Raw genomic sequence first — 24,001 nt, forward strand, 5'->3', positions numbered from 1 at the left:
TGTCATTTGTCCGTGTCGTATTCCTCGACCAGCGAGGTATCCAGTTCGATGCGGAGCTTGTTGATTCGGCGTTCGTCGGATTCAAGGACTTCGATTCTTAACTGCTGCCAGGTCATTGTTTCCCCCGGTTGAGGCACTTTCCCGATCTGGGTGATCACAAAACCGCCAATGGTATCGAAGTCTTTCCCTTCCGGCAGATCGTAATGGTACTGTTCATTCAGGTCATCAATGTGAACCCGGGCATCGACTTCGAGCGTATTTTCCCCGGTTTCAAAAATCATCTGCTCTTCTTCTTCATCGAATTCATCGACAATGTCGCCGACAATTTCTTCCAGAACGTCTTCCATCGTGACCAGCCCGGCGACCCCGCCGTACTCATCGATCACAATTGCCATGTGCACATGCTCTTTCTGCATGGTCTCCAGTAGTGAGTCGATCCCCGTTGTTTCGGGAATATAAAAAGGTGAAAACATCAGTTTCTGGATGGTCAATTCTTCGTGAGACTCGGAATTCTGATTTTCTTTTGAGAAATGTTTGAGCAGTTCCCGGGCGTAGAGAATCCCCACGATATCGTCTGTCGATTCTCCAATGACGGGAATACGGGAATGCCCGACATCTATGAATTTCAGCAGGGCTTCATCCAGTGTGGCGTTCACAGAGATGTATTCCATATCCATGCGCTGCGTCATGATGGCGCCGACATCTTCGTCCTGCAGTTCCATCACGCGCTGGATCATTTTTCCTGCTTCTGATTCGAGGATCCCTCCGCGGGCTCCTTCTTCCACGACCGAGAGAATTTCTTCGCTGATATTGGCTTCCCGACCGTTTTTATTTTCTTCCTTGCCAGCCAGTCGATGCGAGAAGCCATCAAGTTTCCAGCAGAGCCAGGTGACTGGGCTGAAGAAAACAGGCAGGAACTTGATCACAGGCCAGAAGACCTGCAGAAAACGTTCGCCGGCAATGCGGGAGATCGTCCAGGGAAACGCCATCAGTAGCAGGAGCCCGGAAAGCACGATCAACAGGATCTGAATGGTAAACTGGATGGTGACGGCGGGGGTACTGAAGTCGCGCGGAACATCGATGTATTTATGAGTGACAATGATGGAGATCAGAATCACACCAGTCAGCCAGAAGAGGTCGGCAGCCAGCAGCACGGTGGGGTGAGATCGCAAAATTTCGCTGAATCGATCGGGGACTTCAGCTTCGTTACACAGAGTTTCCAGGCGACTTCGTGAGAAATCGCGCAATGAAAATCCTGACAGGGCTGCTGTCAGAGTCAGGAGTAACAGAACAGAAAGAGTCAGCGGGATCATATGTCTTGTAAACGTTCAGATAAGATGTTTCGAAACAGATTCTGTTTCACAGCCAGAATCGCATTATAGTTATACTGGTATTTATTCCAGGTGTCATTCTCAATCATCTGTTTTCACTCTTCCCTTCTGGGGATTGAGATCTGCCAGTGGTCGAAGATCTGTTGCTCACGCTGACGCATAACAGGAAGTTCTTCTTCCGTGAGATCGTCATAGCCGCAGAGATGCAGCAAACCATGGATCACATACAGCAGGAGTTCCTGCTCTGCCGGCCAGTGGTATTCGGCAGCCATGGCAACTGCCATTTCCGCGGAGACGATGATTTCCCCTTCTATCTGCCTGCCTGCTCCCCGGAGTTCTGTTTTCGTCGAATCCATGGCAGTATCGCAGTCCAGCAGAAAACTCAGCACATCCGTGTCGTAATCGTGTTCCAGGTACTGCTGGTTCAACTGGCGGATGGTGGGGTTATCGACGATCGCCAGACTGATTTCGGCCTGTCTGACCTGTTCGGACTGCAGCAGAAAACTGATTGCTGCTGTCAGCTGTTGTTCGTCAATTTCGAGGTGTGTCTGGGAGTTCTGGATTTCAATCTGGAACTGGTCTATTGTATTCATTCCGTTTTCAATCGGGGATTAAGCGGAGCGCTCTTCCGGATATTTAATACGTCCGTGGTAAATACCAATCAGGGATTTTACCAGTGATTCTTCCACAACATTGATTTCACTCAACGTGAGTGAGCATTCGTTAAACTGCCCGTCGAGCAGACGTTTCATTACCAGTGAGTGTACCAGCGATTTAATGCGTTTAGGCGTGGGATCACTCAGGGTTCGGCTGGCACTTTCGACGGCATCGGAGAGCATCATCACCCCTGCTTCCCTGGTCTGCGGTTTGGGACCCGGGTAGCGGAACGAAGACTCTTCGGCATCGGTTTTATGATCCGGGCTGAGGTCCGCCTGTTTCTCTGCTTCGCGGAAGAAGTATTCCACCAGCGTTGTACCATGGTGTTGTTCAATAAAGTCGATGATCGGCTGAGGCAGATTGTGCTGGCGTGCCAGGTCGACGCCATCTTTGACGTGACCGATGATAATCAGAGTACTCATCGCCGGTGCGAGATTGTCATGCAGACTGCCACTCCCCTGCACCATGTTTTCGATGAAGTACTGTGGCTTCAACATTTTTCCGATGTCGTGGTAATAAGCGGCCACGCGTACCAGCAGACCATTGGCGCCAATTTTGTCAGCCGCCGCTTCGCCGATGGTGGCAACCGAAATCGAATGGTTATACGTACCCGGAGCACGACGCACCAGTTCCTGCAGCAGTGGATGTGATACGTTGCTCATTTCCAGGAGACTGATATCGGTGACCACGCCAAACAGAGACTCGATAAACGGCAGACTGCCTGCGACCAGGTAACCAGCGGCCAGACACCACCCTGCCCCCTGCAGACTCTCCCAGACAACCTGCTGGTCAAAGAATCCGTTGGAGAGTTCCTGGTTGTTCACGAGATTGATGCCCCAGTAGACCAGGAAGTAAGTCAGTCCCATACCAAAGCCCAGCTTGATCAGCGTAGATCGGGAAGAGACGTTTGCCAGGGATGTCACCGCCACCGCAGAAACACTCATCAAAACGACGAAATGCCCCAGTGAGGCACCTGTCGACAGACAAAGCACGAGAGACAGCGATAAAGCAGTCAGAATGGCCATCATCTGGTCATAGACAATCGCAAAGACCATCACCGTCACTACCAGCGGCAGCACTTCTGCACGCCAGGGATCATAGGAAAGCAGACGCGCCAGAAATATGGTCAGAATGATTACGCTCAGATAGATACTGAGGCGGCTGACCGTACGGGCCACCGCTTTTTTACTTCGCAGCAGATGGTATCCATTCAGAACCGCAAGAACGACCAGCATGAGAAAGATGATGCTGACGCGAATCACTCGTTCATAAGTCGGGACCTTTTTTTCCTTGGCTTCGTATTCGGCACGCAGTAATGCCAGTTGAGCGTCGTCAATCAACTGGCCTGGTTCCACCAGAATCGTGCCACGCTGGAAGGTGTCAAAAATTTCTTCCACCTGATTTCTGGCCTGATTGCGTTCCTTGAGCGTTCTCTGGGCATCGTAAGTCAGAGTGGTGGGCGCCTGAAAATAAATCCAGTGAGTAAGAACTGACTTCAGCGGGGTCAGGCGTTTGTAGACATTGTCTTCCAACGGTCGGCCGACACCCCCGTTTGCTGACAGTTGATCAGGCAGACGAATATCAAAAGTGGTGACTTTGAGCAGTTTCCCGGTTTTTTCATTGATAATGGCAATATCATCGCCAGCTCTGATCTGGTTTTGGGTCAGATCGTTTTCATTCACAATTCCATAAGTAGCCAGAGGTGAAATCAGGTTTGTAAAGTCATCGACCAGGTCTTTAATTTTCTGGGTATCATTGGAATCGGGGCTACTGACCAGCGATTTCAGTTCTGCAAAAGTCTGTTCTGGTTCTTCCGGAAACTTGTCCACAAACTGTTCCAGTCGGCGGGACGGAGTGAGCCCCAGTTCCGCCCGGGTGTCAGCATTCAGCTCATCCAGCGATTTGGCATTGGCAATCCTGACCAGATCTTCCTTCAGCAATCCTGGCAACTTGTCGATCAGGTCCGGCTGCTGTTTGAAGTAATAGGGAACTTCCGATTCCTTCTGGGTCCGTTCCCGTTCTGTTTCAATGGGATTGGCGACTTTGAAGGTGGAATTGGCTACAATCCCGTGCTCGGAAAACATGCCCAGGCGATAAGGAAACGGGGCTTTCCAGCTTTCTACGGCCACCATCAGAATCAGGATGGTCAGCAGGCAGATGCTCAAGCGGGAGAGCGTCCCCCGATTGCTCAGTAATTCGCGCAATCTTGAACTCAATTTGGAGGAATCGCGCAAACTGGCAGCGAGTGCAGTTCGGGATTTCTTTGAGCCAAAAAAAGCCATGAATTAACCTGAGATGATCTGAATGAAAAACGAGGGAATGTGGATGAGAATTAGACTGTGTCCAGTTTTACTGTCGCGTCTCCAGAAAAGTTTGGACCGAGTTTAATAGATTGTGTGACGATCTGGCTAAATGTAATGCCTGCTAATGTACGAGAGAATCTTCGTTCTGGTAAGCCTTGACGATTTCACCAACGAGTCTGTGTCTCACAATATCTTCGTTTTTTAATTGAGTGACTCCCACACCTTTAATGTTCCGCAGACGGTTGATGGCGTCTGTCATACCGCAGGAAACGTCAGGTGGTAAGTCAATTTGTGAAATATCTCCGGTGACCACAATTTTTGATCCCATCCCCATGCGGGTCAGGAACATCTTCATCTGGGTGACCGTCGAGTTTTGTGCTTCATCCATGATAATGAATGTATTGTCCAGAGTACGCCCGCGCATGAAAGCCAGAGGGACGACTTCGACAATATCATTCTCCATGTAGCGCGTGACCTGCTCATAGTCGAGCAGACTGCCGAGTGCATCCAGCAGAGGACGTAAAAACGGGTTCACCTTGGCCAGCATGTCTCCCGGGAGAAAGCCCAGCTTTTCACCCGCTTCCACAGCGGGACGCACCAGTACGATCTTCCGAACCTGTTCGGTCCGCAGCGCGTTGATGGCCATCGCTACGGCCAGGAACGTTTTACCGCAGCCGGCAGGTCCTGTACAAAATACGAGGTCATGTTCGGCTATGGTCTTGATGTAGTCTGACTGCCCCGGTGTTCTGGGGTGGACCTTTTTGGTTTTCTCGAAGAGGTCGATCGAAGAGGGCGTGGCGATGGGAGCCTGCTTGGACTGTTTCCCCGTTGAATTGCCGTTGGAGAGCGCGGTCTGAACCTGCTCACTTTTCAGCTGTTTTGTATTTTCAACGATTGCCTTCAATTCAGAGAAAATGCGGAGTGATTTCTGGATCTGGGCATCATCGCCGATGATACGCAGTTCATCGCCTCGATGAACGACATCTACACCCAGTGCATCCTGAATGAGTCGTATATGACAGTCTTGTGTGCCCAGCAATATGGGAATCTGATCCGGATCAGAAAAGGAAAGAGTGGCTTCTGACATCAGAATTTCTACGTGCGCCTCCTGAGACCTAAGGAAAACATTTCAGAGCTTGAAAATAATGACAGGAAAATTTGTATTTCGCTACACTGAAATCAATGAAAAATACAATAAAACCAAGACCCGAACGTGCAGACAAAACCGGTCTGTTCAGGCTGAGATATAAAGTCTACTCCAGCAATCCGGTAAGAGAAAGGAGAGAGTTGGTTCTAAATGGGGTGATTTTCGTAAGTAAATAAATATAAAAGAGTTGTGTTATGTGTATTTTCTTCAGGAATCCCCGTTTTTTTTCAGGAACGAATCAAAAACGAGACTGGAAGGTTTCAGATACATTTGGTTTTTCCAGCAGGTTACCCAGTTTAAATAACCGGTAATGTTTCGTTCTGAATGCGGTTGATGAATGTCAAGATCTATGGTTTGGGTAATGCGCCTGAGGGACCCTGATCAGATACTGTCGATTGTAATGGTAATACTCAAGAAGTGACCATAACCTGTTCGATGAATTGTTCATACAGAGCGAGATCAATCAGGATGAGAGATGCGCTGCACGTTCTGTTCCTCCGTTCAGAATCAAAACATCCAGTCTCCCGCGGGAACTGATGCAATCATACGTGAAAAGGTTTTTGGAAATGTACGAAACAAATTTTGGGTTCACGGATCGACCCTTCACCGTTTCACCTTCACCTGCCTGTTTTTTTGAGGCAGCAGAACATCAGCACGTTCTCGATGAATTACTGGTAACCATTTCCAGTCTGAATGGGATCACAATTTTGACCGGTGATGCCGGCACGGGAAAGACGGCTGTCTGTCGGCAACTGATTGCACGTCTGGAAGATCAGTTCCAGATCCAGTTCGTCGAACACTGCAATTTTCCCACTGTCCGGGCTTTGTTACAGACGCTGCTGTACAACCTGACCGACTGTTATGAGAAAGTCAGCGAGCAGGAATTAAGACTGGCATTGACCGCTGAAGTCCGTTCTTCTTTCTTGAACCACGGACAGCCTCTGCTGGTACTCGTCGACGAAGCACATTTACTGAGTGTTCCGTTTCTGGAAGAATTACGTGTTCTGTCTGATATTGCCTTTGATGGCAAACCGGCACTGCAGTTACTCCTCTGTGGACAGACCTCGCTGGAAGAAACCTTGATTCAGCCTGCATTGTCCTCTCTGAATCAGCGGATTGGCTGTCAGGTTTATCTGGACCGAATGACACGCCAGGAATCAGAGTTATACATTCAATATCGTATTGAGCGGGTTTCAACGAAAAAACGCCCCTGTTTTACCGATGAAGCAGTCAAATTCATTACGCATGTCAGTGATGGTCTGCCACGTTGCCTGAATCAGATCTGTGATCACAGTCTGATGCTGGCGTACTTACAGGATTCACCCGTCGTCAACGAACCGATTGCCCGGGAAGCCTTTACCGATCTGCAACAGCTGCCGTTACACTGGAATGACCCACTGCCGGCATCCTCTCCCCTCGATGAATTACGCGGTTCCCGTTCAGAACTGGCATCGGCAAACTCTGGCATGGTGGAATATGAAACCGAATATGAGATCGATACGGTTCTGGAAGATCAGCTGAATCAACTGGTAGGAAGTTCAGAAGAGGATTCAGAGGCTGTCTCCGAAGATTCCAGCTGGGATACAGAGGATTTATTCTCCTTCGGAGAGGGAATCGAAGCGATTGAGATCGGCAGTGACTCCGAGGTGCAACAGACTTCGGAAGTGGCACACGAGGTACAAAACCAGCTGGAAATCCCTGTCCCCCTGGAAAATCAGCCTGCAGAACCCGAGCAGATCGAAACCGCTGTTTCTCCAGTGGAAGTCAGGGAAACTGTAACATCACCGGAACTGAGTGCCGGCTTCACAGAGATTATTGATCGTTATGCCGCCATCGATGCAGGGATCGACCCTGCTACCCTGCCCGCTGAAACCCAAGGGAAAATCAAACGCTCTCTGCAACTGCGACCTCCGCAGTTTCAATCGATTTCAAAACCGCAGCAGGTCAGCCAGGAAGAGATCCAGATCGTATCGGAGTCTATTCCTGAAACAACTGAAGTTGCTGAAAACTTCGATCTGGACGCAGCGGAACTCCCGGATGTTCCAGAGATTGTCTTCGACAATGCCGATCTGAAACATCTGAGTTCGGATGTACTGGAAGAACTCTCCCGGGAGATCTCCGGCGGAAGCGGTTCGTTCGAAGACCTGCTGGCCGCTCAGGTCTATGAAGTTTGTGCAGAGACCCGTAAAGGCCTGTATGACGCGTTGAATGATATTCGCAGCTATTCCGAAACGACTTCCATTGAAGTGTCGGAAGAGGAACTTGAAATTTATGATGTCGTTCAGCCCGAGTACGAAGAACCTGAATTTTCTGAACCTGAAAGTCCGGTCTTTTCCAGCCAGAAGTTCGAAATGCCTGCGGGGAATTCTGTCCGCATCGATACTCAGGCCGAAAGCCGCACCGGGCAGTCTGCAACCGCCCATCTGAGAGGCCCGGCACTGGGACGCTATAAGAATCTGTTCACCCGCCTGCGTCACAAACAGGAGTCGAACTGATCCGCATTATCCGGAGTCATCATCAGCGCCAGCAGTTGACTCTCTGAATGTGATAACAGTTGCCGGTTCGCCAGATGGAATATCTGGTACAGGCCTATCAACTGGTGAGTCTGTTTCGACCGTTCGCCATATTTTCTGCATGATCGACTCAAGTGTGATCCTGCAGCGGCGATCTTTGTGCGCTATGCCGATCTTGAGAAAATCTGATTTTCTTTTAAAGAATTTCGCCCGATACGCTAATTACACAGCGTATTTTTCGAGGCGAGGTTCAAATGCATCAAGATAAAAAAGTAGGATTAGCACTGGCTTTGCTGGTGATTGGTTTTGTAGCGGCTTTCTGTTTGAGGCAGGATCGTAACACGACAGTTCAAATCCCCGAACTGAACGATCCGCATTACCTCAACGAGCAGATTGCCGATAAGGATCGCACGCCCTACCTGGACACGCAGTCGAAAGAAAAAATTGAAACACAACTGGGAAGCGACCAGGCCTTTACGGCGCTGACTGACCAGGTCGAGCCTGCTGATAATTCAAAAGTGGCCGTGCCCACCATCTCGCATACAACTCCCGTTGGAGAGAACGGCAAAGCTTCCAAGGCAGAGCGCTGGGGGCCGATCCCCGATTTCCTGAAGGAAGTCGATCTGCCTGAAGAGCAGTTTTCGAGCCCGGAGCCATCAGAGTCTGTCTTTGAGCCGAATCCGCCTCAACCTGAAGCAAAACCCATCTCGCAAAACTCAACACCGAAGCCGGTCACCGGCATCGAGAATATCAAGCCGGAACATAATAACGCGTGGGAAGTAAATCCGTCACAACAGAAACAGGAACCTGTCCGACCTGCCCAGGCTCCCGCTCCTCAGATTCGCATTCATACGGTCAAAGCGGGCGAAACGCTTTCGGAAATTTCGATCCGTTACCTGGGAACCAGTCGGAAATATCGTGAAATCTTTAATCTGAACCGTGACCAGCTTCGCAGTCCGAATGACATTCGTGAAGGAATGAAGCTCAGGATTCCCGTTTACCGCGGTCCGGAATCTTTGCCTCCGTCGGCCAATCGCCAGACCAACGTCGACAACCCGGTTATGACCGGGAAGCGGACCGTGGGACAGATGGTTTCCCAGCCGACTTTGAAATCAGATCCGGCTTCCTCAACGGTTCAGTTTGAAGGTTTAATTGAGTCGCTCTCGAGTACTCCTGCGTCAGTCTCAAAAGGCCAGCTGGATCAGAAACAGTTGATCCAGGAACTGGAAGAGTCAATTCAGACTGAGAAACTGCCAGCGGGAATCAAAGAGATTCCGGATAATTACCGCAAATTTATTCCTGTCCCCCGTTCTCCTTTTACGCCTGGAAACGCATCACAGGGTAATGGGGCTACTTCGGGTTCCGGGCGTTCTCTCTCGCAGGTTCAACCAGAGAATGTGGATGAGATCGTGGATGATCTGTTCGGTAAACAGGCTGAGCCAACCAGTCCGACAGCAGAGCCGAAAACCTATACAATTCAGCCTGGTGACACCCTGGAATCGATCGCCTTGCAGATCTACGGTAAACGTTCTGTTGCATTCAAAATTTATCAGCAGAACCGCGATCTTCTGAAGAACGCCAATTACATTCGTCCGGGAATGAAGCTGCAGCTGCCTTAAGTGATCACGTTTCTGAGCTGCATTTAAAGATGAACTTTCAGTCCGTTGAGTGGTAACGACAGTCCGTCATAAGCCAGTTCGACATGCTCGGGTAAACTTGCGTTCGTCTCTTCGTGTTCCAGCGAATGCGAAATGTGAGTGAAATAAGCCCGTTTGGGTTTGACTCGTTCGACCACTTCCAGACTCTGTTCCAGACAAAAATGCGTGGGATGAGGTTTGATCCGCAGTGCATCCAGGATCAGATAATCCAGGCCTTCCAGGTACTGCCAGCTTTCTTCAGGGATCTCGCTGACGTCGGTGCAGAATGCAATATCGTTGATCCGGTATCCAAGGATCGGCAGAGTGCCATGCATCAGTCGAATTGGCTGGATTCTGAGTCCCAGCAGATCAAACGGTTCGAGGCTCACGGTTTTGAAGTCGAGATGGGGCCGCGACATATGATGGCGATTATGTGTCGGTTCTTCGAAGGCATAATTAAAGGAACCCCGGATCTGCTCTTCGACGGCTTCTTCACAATACAGTTCGATTGATTTCTCCAGCCTGTAGCCGCTGATACGCACATCGTCGAGGCCGAAAATATGATCGGCATGGCTGTGAGTATACAGAACCGCGTGTACCCAGGGAATGTGCTCGCGCAGTAACTGCAGTCTGAGTTCCGGCGGTGTGTCGATCAGAAAGCCCCCTTCCGGTGCACCGATATAGACGGAGGTCCGGCTTCGCTCATTTTTGGGGTTCGACGACTGGCAGACTTCACAGTCGCAGCCAACGATGGGAATTCCCACGCTGGTTCCTGTACCCAGTGTGATGAACTCACCCTGCCTTTGAGAAAATATATTCGATTCCTGTTGCATTATATATCATTCGCTCTTGTGCGGGATTCACGGTAATCAGGTGCGGGCTGCGACCAAGTTTAATTGATTGGTGGCCGTAATGGTACCGATGCCGGGATCAGGTGTAGAGTTACTGTTTGCTCAAATTCAGCTGACGCCACAATATTCGCTGACCCCATCTGCGGTGACCACCAGTAACTGATCGGTGAGGGGGTGGTCCATATTCAGGTAGTCATTGGCGATATTATGCTGAATTTTTTCGATGACCTGCGATTCACTCAGGCTGAGTGCAAGTAAAAAATCACGATTGGGAACACCTGCCAGAAATTCGCTTCCCAGGAACTTACGGGCCTGCTGATAAAATGAGGGGCTGAGGACCTGGCTGGCGTTATAAGCGTCTGCTTTGCTCTGGATGATCATATTGGGACCTTCTTCCCGCGACATGCAGATCAGCTCTATGTCATTCTGCAGGAAATAATGATCCAGATTGGTCAGCGCGATCTCGTGTAACACTTCCCGGCTGATTTTCCATTTTTGCAGCAGCTTTTCATGGATATACCAGTAAGCGCGTGACTCATCCACCACGTAGAGTATCGCCAGATTCGCAACCCAGTTTTCACCGACAAAGTTCGGGAAATGTGTTTTCCACGATTCCTGGGAAATCAGAATGGGCATGATCCGGTCCTGAATGTCAATCAGATCCGGTTCGGTCTGCTCATCCCCCCATTCATTAATCTGGAGCACGGTTGCCAGTGCCGAGACAATATTCTGTTCGTAGTCATCCGGTGAGCTCAGATAAGACCGGTAAAAATTGGTCAGGTTCAGTTCCGATTCACCAAATTTGATTCGAAAACCGGGAATGATCTGTGAAGAAATCAAAGGGAATTTTTTCTGGGCCAGCTGCAGTACATCCTGGGCAAACAGTTCCGGTGGATTAGCCGGATTCAAATTCAGTTCCACCGAATGCAGGATCCTGTGTACGGTTTCGAGCAGTTCTTCACGATCCTGAGGTTCGTAAAAAAACGTAACCACCATTTGAATCGAACGCTCGCGGATCAACCACAGATTCCAGTGATGCCAGTTTTTTTGAAACAGGGAGGATTGCGCGAGCAACGCTTTCCACCAGGATGAATTTTTTTTGATGATGGCTTCACCGGAATAGGCCACTGATTCATGTTCAATCACCAGCGGCGGACGTTTCAATATATTCCGATGTTTGACGAAGAGCTGGTCGAAATCAATCTCAAGCCCTGCCCCGGACTGTGTCTGAGGCAGCACCGATTTCCAGTGACAGCTGATGGTTAACGTAGCGTTACCACCTGGGGGGCTGAGTTGGAGTACTCCATCCTGGTCATCCCTGGTCCAGTCAGAAGGAAATGCGAGAGAGTACCAGTTGGCGGGACCGGTGTATTGCGCCCATTGATCAAGATGATAGTCCGACAAAAAAATCACCATCAGCACAAGAAGTGTTTCTGATTCCAGAATAACCGGCGGCAAAGAATATTGCGCCCTGTGGTTATTTCAACGGTGTCTTACTCTGTCTTTTATAGTAGACGATTTTTGAAATGCTGCCTATCTGAAAATGAGGCTGATTCTTTGTGCCATGCTGCTGTTAATCTAAGCAGCAAAATGCCCTTCTGGAGGGCAATTTGGGAGAAAATCAAACGTCGCCGAACTCATCAGATTTTAATTTAATATTGTAAGTTGTTTCCTGGAAGCGACTTACAAAAAACTGTCTGAGATGAGCTCTTTGCTGGTACGACGTTTGCTTAAGAGATAACTACAGACAGAGAAAAGAGCAACTTCTACTGTCTGACTTGAACTTCACCAAAGGATACGCTGCTGGGGAGTATAGCCGAACTTTCCCTTGTCGGGACTGTTTGGGCGAGCGCCTATACACTCAGCGGCGTCCTTTTTTTAGTCGTGTCAAGTAACGACTAAAACGCATCATATAGAGGTTCAGCCGCTTTTACCAGTCTTTTCTGGTGAGAATTTTCCCCTTGTTTGTCCAATGGTCTGCTATTTTTTGGCAGGTTTTTGTGCAGTGGACACGGGTTTCATAATCAGCAAACCTAATGGTGGCAGATTCAACGTGATACTGTGATTCATGCCGTGGCTGCTGATTTTCTCACTATAGACTCCCCCGGCATTCCCCATATTAGACCCACCATAAATCTTGGCATCGCTGTTGATGATCTCGTGGTAGAAGCCTGGTTTGGGCACGCCGATGCGATAACCGTCCCGGGGAACGGGAGTGAAATTCGCGACAACGATCACATGCTCTTCGGTATCGGTCGCAGTGCGCTGAAATGCGAAGACGCTGTTCTTGGAATCATCACATTGGATCCAGGAAAAACCTTCCGGAGTGAAGTCAGTTTCGTAGAGTGCTTTTTCTGAACGGTAAAGGTGGTTCAGATCTCCGATCAGGCGACGAATGCCATCATGTTTTTCGTGGCCAATCAGTTTCCAGTCCAGTTCCTGATCGTGATTCCATTCGACCCACTGGGCCAGTTCGCCCCCCATAAACAGCAGTTTCTTGCCCGGCATCGTATATTGATAACCGTACAACAGCCTCAAATTGGCAAACTGTTGCCACAGGTCGCCGGGCATTTGAGAAATCAATGCGCGTTTGCCGTGTACCACTTCATCATGCGAGAGCGGCAGCACGAAGTTTTCCGTGAAGGCATAGATCATGCGGAACGAGAGTTCGCCCTGATGGTGTGAGCGGTAGATGGGATCGAAATGCATATACCTCAGGGTATCGTTCATCCAGCCCATATCCCATTTCATATTGAAGCCGAGCCCACCGTTATATACCGGGTGAGAGACTCCGCCCCAGGAGGTCGATTCTTCCGCGATCGTCAGAATGCCCGGATGCTGGCCGTGCAGACTGGTATTGGCATCTTTCAGGAACTGGATGGCTTCCAGGTTCTCGCGTCCGCCGCTCGGGTTGGGCACCCACTCCCCTTCCTTGCGTGAGTAATCCAGGTAGAGCATGGAAGCGACCGCATCCACGCGGAGACCGTCAAAGTGATATTTATCAACCCAGAAATGGGCGCTGGACAGCAGGAAGTCCCGGACTTCATTGCGTCCATAGTTGAAAATGTAGGTTCCCCAGTCCGGATGAAAGCCTTTACGGGGGTCCGCATGTTCGTACAGGCAGGTGCCGTCAAAGCGACCGAGAGAGTGACCGTCAGTCGGAAAGTGACCGGGAACCCAGTCAAATAAGACGCCGATGCCTGCCTGGTGACAGTAATCGACGAAATACATCAGGTCATGCGGACTGCCGAAGCGGCTGGTGGGGGAAAAATAACCGGTTGTCTGATAGCCCCAGGAACCGTCGAACGGGTGTTCCGTGATCGGCATCAACTGGATGTGGGTGTATCCCATCTGCTGGACGTATTCGACCAGTTGTTTTGCCAGTTCGCGGTAGGTAAAAAACTGCCGACCATCTTTGGGACGTTTCCACGAACCGAGGTGCACTTCATAAATGGTGATGGGTTGATCGTGCCAGTTGGTGGTCGCCCGCTTCTCGAGCCATGCATCATCCTGCCAGGGAAAATTTTCCAGGTCGTAAACAATCGAGGCGGTCTTGGGACGCAGTTCTGAATAGAATGCATACGGGTCACATTTTTCGAAGAACTCTCCGTTCTGGCCACGCAGACTGTATTTGTAAGCGTCTCCACTGGAAACACCAGGCATAAAAGCGGACCAGACCCCTGTATCGCTGGAGTTCAGATAGAATTCACCATGTTTCCAGTGATTCTTATCGCAGACGATGCAGACTTCCTGTGCATTCGGTGCCCAGACGGCGAAACGTGTTCCAGAAATTCCGTCAACTTCGTCCGGGTGTGCCCCCATAGATTGATACATGGTACAGTGCATTCCTGTCTTTAGTGCATGAAGTTCAGCAGAAGTAAATAAAGGCCGCCTGGTCTGAGATTTTGACTGCTGGCTCTGTGACCGCCACGGCGTTGTCGAGCGGTTTGTATTTGATTCAAAATGAGAAGGTTGACTCATTAGAGTGGAAATTTCATCAGCAGTGTAGTTGAAGACGCGAGCCTCGAAACCATCATAATCAGTAAACCCATTATAACAAGATTTCGACCAGATTGTTACTCTGCCTTAATGTGCTTTTCGCGTTAAATGGCGTTCAGGCCTTCTCTTTTGCGTCAGGATGTCAGACCTGGCTGCGTCAGTCTGTCAATCCGCTGTCGATTATGATGTCTGGGTAATTTACGGCGATCAAGTCGAATAATGCAGACGCGGGATCGTCAACCTGCGACTATTTCCAGATTCCCGTATTCTTTGCTCAAGTGGTACGACCTGCAGCAAACTATAATTAAGCATTCATCGATTTATGTGAATCGTTTTCCAGAAACAGCCCGGGTGCATGTTACCTGTGCTGTCTGATTGTGAGTGTCTTTTGTCTCTGCATCGGCATGCATTACTGATCGCGGGACCATTGGTCCTGGTCACGGGCTTTTATTTTCTGATCTTCTCCGGAGCTCAGGAGGGAAGAGCCTCAGCGAACGCGGTGCGCCTCAGCCCGCCTGAGCCATTCAAAGCACCGCCGGAAATCAAAACGCGCGAACAGAAACCACGACTGCAGACCGCATGCGAAACCAAAGCGGCCTGGCTGCGAACCCGGATTTCGATTCCCGTCAATGTACTGATTCAGCCTCCTTATGTCATTGTCGGCGATTATGAAGACTCAACGCTGGAGGCACTCTACCGCAAAGCGATCTCTCCGACCGAATATGCATTGAACGTTTCCTATTTCGATACCCCCCCGGATCGTCCGATTACGATTGTCGCACTCTCATCGGAAGAGCGGTATCAGCAGGTTGCCTCTGACCTCGACCAGAGAAAAACCGGTTCCTACTATGGTTACTTTCAGTCGAACGACATGCGGGTTGTGTTGAATCTTTCCACAGGCGGAGGAACGCTGGGACACGAGTTGACTCATGCACTGGCAGAGATCGACTTCCCCGCCATGCCGGAATGGTTTGACGAAGGCCTGGCATCGCTGCACGAACAATGCGAGTTTTCAGACGAGCAGACACAGCTGATCGGCATCCCCAACTGGCGCGGGCAGCTCCTGCTTTCCGCCCTGGATCGCAATCAGCTCCCCCCCCTGTCCACCCTGGTGAATCAGGTCAGAATCGATACCCGACGCGAAGCATTAACCTATGCTTATGCCCGCTATTTCTGCCTTTATCTGCAGCAGAAACGACTCCTTTCCCCCTTTTATCGCAAGTTGAGAACCAGTCAGGAATTCGATCCTACCGGAAGTGAGACTTTGAAACAGCTCTTAAATATCAATGATCTCGCCGACATCGATGCCGACTTCCGCATCTGGCTCAATGGATTTCGCCAGATAAAGACACCGGCAAAGACACCGACAAAGACACCGACAAATCACCCCGGATAGCAACACATCCTGCTGCGAAAAACGCGATCTGGTGAAGAATGCAAGACAAGGCTATTTTCCGGGCATCCTGCAGCGTCTATAATCAGGATGTTGAATCTGAGCTCCCTTCTTCTAATTGAAGCATCCACTTATGAATCCATCCGCCTTAAATGTCTGCAGTTTCGAAAGTCGCAAAAGCGACGCCATGACCACCCTGATCGAACGCAACCAGGGGAATCCCACGCTCGTGCATTCCATGGATGAAATTCCGCTGGAAGACAATGCCCAGGTGAAGTCGTTCTGCGAGAAACTGTTTCGAGGCGAGATCGATGTGATCGTCTTCATGACCGGTGTGGGAGCGACGGCGCTGCTGAATGCGGCTGAACTCTATTTCCCGCGCGCACAGGTTCTGGATGCCTTCCGCAAGATTATTGTTGTTGTGCGCGGTCCCAAGCCGACGGTCGTGCTGCGGAACTGGGAAGTCCCCATCCACTACTCGGCTCCGGAACCCAACACCTGGCGCGAAATTATCACTGCCTTTGATGAAAAGAAGTTTTCCGTCACCGGCAAACATATCGCCGTTCAGGAATATGGGAAACCAGTAGAAGAATTCTACGAAACGCTGCGGAACCGTGGTGCCCAGGTCCTGCCGATCGCCGTCTACCGCTGGGCATTACCCGATGATACCAGCGGGCTCCGCAATGCCATCCATGCAACGATTCGTGGCGACTATAACGTGCTGATGTTTACCAGCGCGCAGCAGATCACACACGTCCTGCAGATCGCAGAAGAAGAAAATGTGAAAGAAGACTGGTTATTGGCCGCTTCCAAAACAATGATTGCCTCGGTCGGTCCCGCCTGTACCGAAGCACTGCAGGAAGTCGGTCTACCCGTCGATTTTGAATCGAGTCCTCCCAAAATGGGCCCGCTGGTCAAAGATGCCCTGCAGGCTGCTCCCGAAATCCTCTCCCGCAAAGGCTGAAAAACTCTCCTGGCTTTCCTCCGTTTCCGGGAAACTCGACGGCGCTGAATTTCAGTCCGCAGAGTTTCCTGCTAAACTGTGTCCAGTTTTTTACTGTAACGTCTCCAGGACTTTTAGAACCGAGTATATTGGATTGAAAAACGTTATGGTTGAATGCGGTGGGCTCTGGAATCGTCTCACATCGCTGAATACCCAATATTTGTAATCGAAAGAAGAAACATGGATGCCCCCCTGGCTGAGACCGCCGGTTATCAGAACAGTCGTTTTATGAAAGCGGTCCGCCGCGAACCCGTCGATACGACTCCCATCTGGATTATGCGTCAGGCGGGGCGCTATCTGCCTGAATACATGGAAGTCCGCAACAAAGTGACTTTCATTGAACTCTGCAAAACCCCCGAACTCGCAGCCGAAGTCACGCTCACGGCGCAGCGCGTACTGGGCGTGGATGCTGCCATTCTGTTTGCCGACCTGCTTCCGATTCTGGAGCCGATGGGCCTGGATCTGGAATACCTCAAAGGGGAAGGCCCGGTCATTCACAATCCGATTCAGGACGCGTCCCAGGTGGATCGTCTCACAGATATCGCCGACATGGACTGTCTCGATTATGTCTTCCAGGCGGTCAAACTGATTCGCGCCGATCTGCCTGCCGACATTCCTCTGCTCGGCTTTGCCGGCTGTCCTTTCACATTGGCCAGTTACGCGATTGAGGGGGGGAGTTCCAAGAATTACCGCCGCACCAAACAGATGATGTACAACGACCCTGGTGCCTGGGCGGCGTTGATGAACCGCTTTGTCGATAACCTGGTTATCTACCTGCAGCGTCAGATCGCTGCCGGCTGTCAGGCCGTGCAGATCTTCGACAGCTGGGCCGGATGTCTTTCACCGGAAGATTATCAGCAGTACGTGCAACCCTATACCGCGAAACTCGTCGCTGGCGTTCAGGACCAGGCCCCTGTCATTAACTTCCTGACCGGGAACCCTGCATTGCTGGGTTTGCAGCGTCAGGCCGGCGGTCAGGTCTTTGGCGTGGACTGGCGCATCAATCTGGCGGATGCCTGGGAGATCTTCGGACCCGATGTCGCCATCCAGGGGAACATGGATCCGATTGCCCTCTATGCCGACCTGCCGGTTCTCAAGCAGAAAGCGAAAGCCGTTCTGGATGCCGCCGCGGGCCGCAATGGACACATCTTCAATCTGGGACATGGCGTGATGCCCGATATGAACCCCGATCATGTCAAAGCCCTTGTGGAAATGGTACACGAACTGGGAACCAGATAACCCGCCTGCCCCGTGAACTTCGCTGTTCAGATCGAGTCTGTTATGAATCAGTCTTCACCCGCAAAACGAATCGCAGTGGTTGGCGGGGGAATTACCGGCCTGTCCGCTGCATTTCGTCTGCAGGAACTGGCGCAGGAAAACAATCAGCCGATTGAACTCACGCTGTTTGAATCACAGCCTGCAGCAGGAGGCTGGATCGGAACGATCAATCAGGATGGTTATCTGATCGACACAGGCGCGGATATGTTTATTACGAACAAACCCGCGGCGATCGAACTCTGTCAGCGGCTCGGCCTGGAAGATCAGTTGATCTCCACCAATCAGCAGTATCGCGGCGCGCTGATTCTCAAAGCGGGCAAACCGGTCCCCGTGCCATTGGGGTTTGAGTTGATGACCCCTTCGCGGATTCTTCCCATGTTGAAGACACCTCTGCTCAGTCCGTACGGGAAACTGCGGATGGGGCTCGAATACTTTCTGCCCCGTCGTCACAGTGAGGCTGGTCTGAACGAAGACGATGAAAGTCTCGCAGAGTTTGTGACGCGTCGCTTCGGGAAAGAAGCGCTTACGCGACTGATTCAGCCTCTGGTGGCCGGTATTTATACTTCCGATCCCGAAAAATTAAGTTTGCGGGCCACACTGCCTCGCTTTCTGGATATGGAACGCGATCATCGCAGCCTGATCAAAGCGATTCGCCAACAGAAGAAAAAGTCGAAATCCGCTGACGCCACAGGAGCGCGATACGGTCTGTTCGCCGCCTTCAAAGAGGGGATGCAGACGCTGATCCGTATGCTGGCTGAACGCGTTTCCTTGAAGGGGACGATTCTCTACGATCACCGCGTGACACAGGTGACCGCCGCAGATGCAGGATACGTTCTCACCTTTGAGTCTGCCGGTCACACCCAGACTGAGCATTTCGATGCGGTGCTCCTCACAACCGCCGCACCGCAGGCGGGCAACATGCTGGCTGCTTACGCGCCTGTGCTGTCAGGACTGCTCAGGCAGATCGAATATGCGTCGACCGCGATTCAGGTCAGCGTGCATCGCCTGGAAAATATCAGGCATCCCCTGAATGCCTTCGGGCTGGTCATCCCTGCCGCTGAGCAGCGGAAGATTTTCGCGGTGGCATTCGCCAGTCGCAAATTTCCCGGACGGGCACCGGAAGGCTGTGTGCAACTGCGAACGTTTGTGGGGGGGGCGATGCAACCTGAGTTGCTGGAACATTCAGATGACGAACTGAATGCGATTGTGAATCAGGAACTGGCCGACATCCTTGGTGTTTCCGGTGAACCCGTTTATTCAAAGCTGCTCAGGCACAATCAGTCGATGCCGCAATATCATCTGGGGCATCTGCAACTGGTTGAGCGAATCGAACAGGCAGCCGCGGGATTACCGCGACTGGAACTGGCGGGCAATGCGTATCGAGGCGTGGGGATTCCCGACTGCATTCACAGCGCCGAACAGGCGGCAGCCCGTCTGATGGCGGAGCTTACCGCACCCGCTTAAGCACGAAGCCCTTCACGTCCAGCAGTTCGGAACCGGGCTTTTTGACTCCGGTCAACGTGAGGTCGCAGGTTCCTTTTTTCAGAGTGACGGTTCCCAGCTTGACGTTCGCCCAGTCTTTGCTCATGTAGTTGTCCGACTGTTCGACACGATCCTGATTGCCAATCTTGGGGGGATCGTGAGGCTTTGAAATCGTGGCATTCAAAGTCTGACCATTCACTTCGGCCTGTACTTCACAGCCGACATCTTCGGCGCGGCACGTGTATTTCAAGTTGACTTCATAACTGCCCGGCTGCAGTACCTCCAGATGCCAGACGGCGGACGCGTTGGGATCGGTCCAGTCTTCAAGCCAGCTGTTGGCGTAACCGTTGTGCCCATTGCCGCTGTAATTGATGCCCTCCCCTGCTTCGGGTGACAGAAATGATTCGTTGGCGGGCAGCGATACGAATGGTTCTCTGGGATGCCCCACGGGAATCGGAATCGGCTGGAATCCTGCCTGTGAGACATCCTTGAACCAGTCCTCGTAAGCGGCACTCAATTCTTTCATCACCGCAGGATGCGCTTTCATGACATTCTGTTTTTGAGACGGATCCGCCTGCATGTCGTACAGACTCCACTTGCCCCGCTCGTAAGCGGCCCGCCAGCGATCGGTACGCACCGAGCCGTTAGGTAACTCGGCACCCGGGATCGAATTGCGAAACAGGCGATCAGAAAAGAGCATGCGCTGCGGCCAGTCTGCCTTCCCGTTCTCCGTCAGTAACGGCACCAGGCTTTTGCCATCCAGAGGTTGATCGGCAATGTTTTCCACGCTGCAGAATTCGAGCAGGGTCGGCAGAATGTCGATATGTGCAGCGATCGGTTTGACGACAGTTCCCGGTTTGATTTTGCCCGGATAGCGGACAAACAGCGGGACCCGGATTCCCCCTTCGTGAATCGATCCCTTTCTCCCCCGCATGTTGCCATTATAGCGGTCACTGTTCGGGCCGTTATCGGTCAGGAACAGGACGATCGTGTTGTCGGTCAGTTTCAGATCATCCAGAGTCTGCATCAGTCGACCCAGATTGTCGTCCACACTTTCCACCATCGCATAGGCACAGCGCGCCTTTTCATCCAGTCCTTTGTTCGCGTATTTATCCCAGTACTTCTCCGGCACAATCCAGGGAGAATGTGGTGCATTGTAAGGAACGTAGCAGAAGAAAGGCTGGTCTCTGTTCAGCCTGATGAAGTCTATCGCTTGGTCGGTCAGGACATCAGTAATGTAACCTTTCGTCTTAACCGGCTTTTTATTGTGTTCCAGATTCGTATCGAAATAGCGATTCCAGTGACCGCCACAGAAACCGAAGAATTCGTCAAAGCCCTGCCCGTTGGGATGCATGGGATAATGTCGGCCGTTATGCCATTTGCCGAAGGCCCCTGTTTTGTAGCCGGCGGCCTTCATCATTTCGGCGATCGTAGTTTCTTCGGCCCGCATGTTTTCAAAGCCGCGCGTTACGCCATGCACGCCGGTCCGCAGGCTGTAGCGACCCGTCAGCAAGGAAGAACGCGTCGGTGCACAGACAGGAGAGACATAGAACCGTTCAAACCGCGCCCCCTGTGAGGCCAGCAAATCCTGTTGCGGCGTTTCAATCAGTGGATTCTCATGGATGCGGACATCCCCCCAGCCCTGGTCGTCAGTCATGATCAACAGCACGTTGGGACGTTCCGCAGCTTGCAGAATCGAACTGCTACTGAGGATGAGCGTGACTACAGATAACAGGACAAAATTCAAAAGGAGCGCGCGTCTCATGATAAAATTCAATATCCTCAAGGATCAGATTAGATGAATCGTGTGGCACTGTCGGCTTGCCCGAAAGTGAGAAAACTGGACAAACTTCAACTTGGAATTCCACTGGAATCTTTCCAGTAGATTGATCGTGTGGCAGTGTTGGCTTGCCCAAGAGTGCTCATGGAATAACAACTCTCCCCAGTAAAACGTATCCCCCGACCCCCGTCAATCCCACCACCAGCGTGCGGGCTGCTGCAGGTCTCGTTTGCTGACAGCAGACTGTCTTTCTTCCAGCGACGTATCGCGGCTCACCTGGAACTCTGTCTGGTTCAAAACCGCACGGGCATTGATGGTGACTCCCCCGCCTACCAGGCAGATCATCAGTTTCCCTGCCTTTTTATAATTCATGGCTGTCGGCACCTGTCTGGGAATATTCCCCTCGGGGACCAGGTAGTCTGAAGCGGTGGAAAAGAAGGAGTGTCGCCAGTCGATCTGTTCGTCCAGTCGTTCCCGGTTGATCAACGCTGCCAGCACGGTCAGGTCGGTGATCGACTGCAGTTCGGCGAACGTAGGGTGCAGGTCGGCCAGCTTCGCGAAATTATTTGTGAACTGCTGGGCATACTTTGTGGTCGAGACCCGGGTCTGGGCGGCATCGGTCCGTTGACCGGCTGCGTTCACGAATTCTTCCTGCGACATCATCTGCAGACGCTGTCCGGCAAACTGAAAAGCATCCCGGTCGACTGTTGTGGTGAAGGCATCATACAGGGGCGTGAACCACCAGCGCTGCGTGCTGTTCCCGCCCCCTCGGAGTGTGGCGAGATGACTTTTGATTTCGCGGATTCCCGAAGGCTCCAGGCCGATGGAAATCCGTTTGAGCATGTAGTCTGCTTCGACCAGGATGCGGGCATAATGCGAGCCGGCGGGAACTCCGGTCACACTGACATCCTGCATACCCAGGATCTGCGCCATGGTTTTGAAACGGACGGCGGCGGTCGCTGCGGAAGACGCGTTATTGGTGCGGCGGATGTACTCATTCATCTTTGCCAGGTTTTCCGGCTTCGCATCGAACGAACATCCGGTGATCAGCCCACGATCCTGAGATTGAAACGCGACCGCCAGATCATCCAGACGAATGGGAGGCCGCCCGGTTTCGACGCCGACGATCCGATTCTGGTCATTGGGGGCAAAGCCTTCTGCGGGACCGGCGATGATCAGATCACGGTTCGCACGATCGACAAACAGAAAGTCAATCCGCGTCAGTCCCGCCAGATACAGAACCTCGGGAGGCAGCGGCTCGTTCTTCGCTTGGTATTCCTGGCAGACCTTTTCCAGTTGCACCAGCGAGATCTTACGGAACTCCGATTTGCGGTTCAGATCCTCGGGTAAAGCTTTGGCAGCAAGCGCCTGCAGGCGCCGCTGATTCAACTGGCTGCTGTTCTGCGTCATTCGAAACGGCGCGGCGATCACGCCATCCGCATTTATGGTGATGCCACCCGCATTCTGGTTATTGTTATTGTTGCCGTTCTGATTGTTTCCGCCGTTGTTGTTGCCCCCATTGTTGGTCTGTGCCAGACCAGCTGCGCAGAAAGAGAAGAGCAGACAGAGGCTCGCCATTGAGCGCAGGATGCTGTTTCGATGGGGAATGAGAGAGAGGCCTTTCATCAATCAACGCTTTCCGCCTCGAGAGGCTGTCAGAAAATGCGGCCCGCAGATTAAAGATGACATCTGCTATTCTAGCAGGGCAAGCAGGCGGGAGGCAGGACTTTTCCGGTATTCTGAATCAGATTCCAGCAGATTCCGTGAGCTTCTGTGGCTCGCAGAATGCGGAATCGATGGTTAATGTAGTAGCGTATACCGTGTTTGTGGGTTGCCTGAAACAGAATGAGAAAGTATATGGCTGCGGTTGCTGAAATCAGACTCTATCATCAGAAGTATGCGGCTGCCCGGGATGATGCAGCTCAATTGGCTCAACTGGTCAATCACTCTTTCGAGCAATGTCGCCAGGCACTGGTGATGCTGGAAGAGCGCCTGGCAGAACTCGGCTATCCGGTGGCCTCTTTAATCCTGCAGCCTGAAGCAGAACAGGAATCGCGTATCACTCACATGGAAGCAGTGACGCAGCGCGAGGTTCCGGCTGTGTTCAAGCAATTGTGGCGGACCCTGGGTGGGATCTCTTTCATTGATCTGGCTGACTACGCGCATTGTGAATTCTGGGACCAGCTGGGAATTGAAGGAGCGCACGGATTTTGTGACGGTGTCCACGTCGATTCCTGTAGTCAGGAATGGCTGGATTACACCCTGGATGATTTCGAAGCCTGTCAGTCTGACAACGCTGTTTCGGAATTCCTTTATTCATTTGCCCCGGATGGCTATCACAAAGACGATATCTCCGGCGGCGGTCCCTACAGTCTGCGGGGGGAAGGCTGGCTGGCAGAAGTGGTCTTTTTTTTCTGGTCCGGTACTCGGGATCCGGAGAGTGCCCCTGCCTTTCCGCTGGATCTTTTGAGCTATCTGCGGACTTCAATTCTGGAGTGTGGCGGGTTTCCGGGATTATTCGGACATCCGAAATTTGAACGCATTCGCGAAAAACTGGTAGCGGGGCTGCCTCTCTTCTGATTAAATGGTGGATGACGCCGATCTGATCTAAGTGTGAACTCAACGGA

Annotated in this window: 16 protein-coding genes; 7 read left to right on the forward strand and 9 right to left on the reverse strand. The window is 51.6% G+C overall.

All coding sequences use genetic code 11. From position 1 onward, the window contains the following. Positions 1-2 precede the first annotated feature (2 nt). From ACN0YN_RS03795 to ACN0YN_RS03810, 4 genes are all read right to left on the reverse strand, one after another. A complete protein-coding gene (locus ACN0YN_RS03795; RefSeq protein WP_417383658.1) occupies positions 3-1,313 on the reverse strand; it encodes a hemolysin family protein in 1,311 nt (436 codons plus the stop codon). Positions 1,314-1,426: 113 nt separating this feature from the next. After that, the gene (gene ybeY / locus ACN0YN_RS03800; protein WP_417383659.1) at positions 1,427-1,924 is read right to left on the reverse strand and encodes an rRNA maturation RNase YbeY; all 498 of its coding nucleotides are present in this window, start codon (positions 1,922-1,924) and stop codon (positions 1,427-1,429) included. Between the two features lie 18 nt (positions 1,925-1,942). Further along, a complete protein-coding gene (locus tag ACN0YN_RS03805) occupies positions 1,943-4,270 on the reverse strand; it encodes an HD family phosphohydrolase (RefSeq protein WP_417383660.1) in 2,328 nt (775 codons plus the stop codon). Between the two features lie 142 nt (positions 4,271-4,412). Further along, a complete protein-coding gene (locus ACN0YN_RS03810; protein WP_417383661.1) occupies positions 4,413-5,378 on the reverse strand; it encodes a PhoH family protein in 966 nt (321 codons plus the stop codon). Between the two features lie 626 nt (positions 5,379-6,004). On the opposite strand from ACN0YN_RS03810, the gene ACN0YN_RS03815 reads away from it, so the two are divergent. Further along, positions 6,005-7,933: an ExeA family protein gene (locus ACN0YN_RS03815; RefSeq protein ID WP_417383662.1), complete on the forward strand. Its 1,929-nt coding sequence runs from the start codon at positions 6,005-6,007 to the stop codon at positions 7,931-7,933. 272 nt (positions 7,934-8,205) lie between these two features. Continuing rightward, positions 8,206-9,570: a LysM peptidoglycan-binding domain-containing protein gene (locus ACN0YN_RS03820; RefSeq protein ID WP_417383663.1), complete on the forward strand. Its 1,365-nt coding sequence runs from the start codon at positions 8,206-8,208 to the stop codon at positions 9,568-9,570. Positions 9,571-9,593: 23 nt separating this feature from the next. Here the strand turns inward: ACN0YN_RS03820 and ACN0YN_RS03825 are convergent, their stop codons facing one another. From ACN0YN_RS03825 to glgB, 3 genes are all read right to left on the reverse strand, one after another. Next, complete coding sequence (locus ACN0YN_RS03825; RefSeq protein WP_417383664.1) at positions 9,594-10,421, reverse strand: MBL fold metallo-hydrolase; 828 nt, start codon at positions 10,419-10,421, stop codon at positions 9,594-9,596. 126 nt (positions 10,422-10,547) lie between these two features. Then, a complete protein-coding gene (locus ACN0YN_RS03830) occupies positions 10,548-11,843 on the reverse strand; it encodes a DUF1444 family protein (RefSeq protein ID WP_417383665.1) in 1,296 nt (431 codons plus the stop codon). Between the two features lie 576 nt (positions 11,844-12,419). After that, the gene (gene glgB / locus ACN0YN_RS03835; protein ID WP_417383666.1) at positions 12,420-14,420 is read right to left on the reverse strand and encodes a 1,4-alpha-glucan branching protein GlgB; all 2,001 of its coding nucleotides are present in this window, start codon (positions 14,418-14,420) and stop codon (positions 12,420-12,422) included. Positions 14,421-14,793: 373 nt separating this feature from the next. Between glgB and ACN0YN_RS03840 the strand changes: the two genes are divergently transcribed. From ACN0YN_RS03840 to hemG, 4 genes are all read left to right on the forward strand, one after another. Next, the gene (locus tag ACN0YN_RS03840) at positions 14,794-15,834 is read left to right on the forward strand and encodes a hypothetical protein (protein ID WP_417383667.1); all 1,041 of its coding nucleotides are present in this window, start codon (positions 14,794-14,796) and stop codon (positions 15,832-15,834) included. Positions 15,835-15,964: 130 nt separating this feature from the next. Continuing rightward, entirely contained in the window at positions 15,965-16,795 is an 831-nt protein-coding gene (locus ACN0YN_RS03845) for a uroporphyrinogen-III synthase (RefSeq protein WP_417383668.1), read from the forward strand. A 219-nt stretch (positions 16,796-17,014) separates the two neighbouring features. Next, the gene (gene hemE, locus ACN0YN_RS03850; protein ID WP_417383669.1) at positions 17,015-18,073 is read left to right on the forward strand and encodes a uroporphyrinogen decarboxylase; all 1,059 of its coding nucleotides are present in this window, start codon (positions 17,015-17,017) and stop codon (positions 18,071-18,073) included. Between the two features lie 42 nt (positions 18,074-18,115). Beyond that, entirely contained in the window at positions 18,116-19,576 is a 1,461-nt protein-coding gene (gene hemG, locus ACN0YN_RS03855) for a protoporphyrinogen oxidase (RefSeq protein ID WP_417383670.1), read from the forward strand. Here hemG and ACN0YN_RS03860 read toward each other — a convergent pair. Together ACN0YN_RS03860 and ACN0YN_RS03865 are read right to left on the reverse strand one after the other, a co-directional pair. Next, a complete protein-coding gene (locus tag ACN0YN_RS03860; protein WP_417383671.1) occupies positions 19,560-21,359 on the reverse strand; it encodes an arylsulfatase in 1,800 nt (599 codons plus the stop codon). The two genes, hemG and ACN0YN_RS03860, sit on opposite strands and share 17 nt — an antisense overlap. A gap of 204 nt (positions 21,360-21,563) precedes the next feature. Next, entirely contained in the window at positions 21,564-23,000 is a 1,437-nt protein-coding gene (locus tag ACN0YN_RS03865; protein ID WP_417383672.1) for a DUF1598 domain-containing protein, read from the reverse strand. Between the two features lie 231 nt (positions 23,001-23,231). Here ACN0YN_RS03865 and ACN0YN_RS03870 point away from each other — a divergent pair, with 231 nt between their 5' ends. Further along, a complete protein-coding gene (locus tag ACN0YN_RS03870) occupies positions 23,232-23,954 on the forward strand; it encodes a hypothetical protein (RefSeq protein ID WP_417383673.1) in 723 nt (240 codons plus the stop codon). The last annotated feature ends 47 nt before the right edge of the window (positions 23,955-24,001 follow it).

Source organism: Gimesia sp., assembly GCF_048260065.1.
Classification (GTDB): domain Bacteria; phylum Planctomycetota; class Planctomycetia; order Planctomycetales; family Planctomycetaceae; genus Gimesia.